Raw genomic sequence first — 1,235 nt, forward strand, 5'->3', positions numbered from 1 at the left:
GCCCAGGCCCGGACCCGGGCCGTCGAACTGCTGGYGTCCACCGGCATTCCGGCGCCCGAGGCTCGGGTCGATCACTTCCCGCACCAGTTTTCCGGCGGCATGCGCCAGCGTGTCGTCATCGCGCTGGCCCTGGCGGCCAACCCCAAGCTCATCGTCGCCGACGAGCCGACCACGGCGCTGGACGTCTCAATCCAGGCGCAGATCATTGCGCTGCTGAGGAAGGTCTGCCGCGAGCAGGGCGCGGCCGTCATGCTGGTCACCCACGACATGGGCGTCATCGCCGAAACCTGCGACCGCGTCGCCGTCATGTACGCCGGCCGCATCGCCGAGATCGGCCCGGTGGCCGACGTCATCCACCACCCGGCCCACCCTTATACCGTCGGGCTGATGGGGTCCATCCCGGCGATGGACGAGGATCGCGAACGCCTGCTGCAGATCGATGGCTCGATGCCGCGCCTCACTGCGATCCCACCGGGATGCGCCTTCAACCCGCGCTGCCCTCGCGTTGTCGAGCGTTGCCGTGCCGAGCGGCCCGAACTGGTCCAGGTTGGCGCGACGACTGCGGCCTGCTGGCGGCCTGTCACCGTGGAGGTGCCGCGATGAGCACGCCCCTCGTCGAGGTACGGGACCTTGCCAAGATCTTTGACGTTTCACCCCCCTGGCTGAACCGCGTCGTCGAGCGCAAGCCCAGGGCTTTTGTGCATGCGGTGGACGGCGTGTCCTTCAGCATCGAGCGCGGCAAGACGCTGGCTCTCGTCGGCGAGAGTGGCTGCGGCAAGAGCACGGTCGCACGCCTGCTGGTTGGGCTGTACGCGATGACGCGCGGCGCGGTCAGCTTCGACGGCGAGGACATCGCCAAGACGCTGGCCGGTGCCGGTGCCCTGAAGCTGCGCCGGCGCATGCAGATGATCTTCCAGGATCCCTATGCGTCGCTGAACCCGCGCTGGAAGGTGCTGGATATCGTCGCCGAGCCACTGCGCGAGCACGGCCTGATCCCGGGCGACGCGGAGGCCAGGCAGCGCGTCGGTGAGCTGCTCAGCTCGGTTGGCTTGAATCCGGCCGATGCCGAGAAATTCCCGCACCAGTTCTCTGGCGGCCAGCGTCAGCGCATCTCCATCGCCCGTGCGCTCGCGACGCAACCGGAATTCCTTGTCTGCGATGAGCCGACTTCTGCGCTGGACGTGTCTGTGCAGGCTCAGGTCCTCAACATCATGAAGGATCTTCAGCGCGATCGC

Annotated in this window: 2 protein-coding genes; both read left to right on the forward strand. The window is 67.7% G+C overall.

Annotated features, from left to right (window positions below):
• A partial coding sequence (locus ACXJKR_RS32855; protein ID WP_457326433.1) for an ABC transporter ATP-binding protein occupies window positions 1-603 on the forward strand: 603 nt, incomplete at its 5' end.
• Window positions 600-1,235, forward strand: a 636-nt coding sequence (locus ACXJKR_RS32860; protein ID WP_457326434.1) for an ATP-binding cassette domain-containing protein, incomplete at its 3' end; no start/stop codon positions are given. The genes ACXJKR_RS32855 and ACXJKR_RS32860, both read left to right, overlap by 4 nt.

The sequence above is a fragment of the Roseateles sp. P5_E11 genome, from assembly GCF_054049355.1.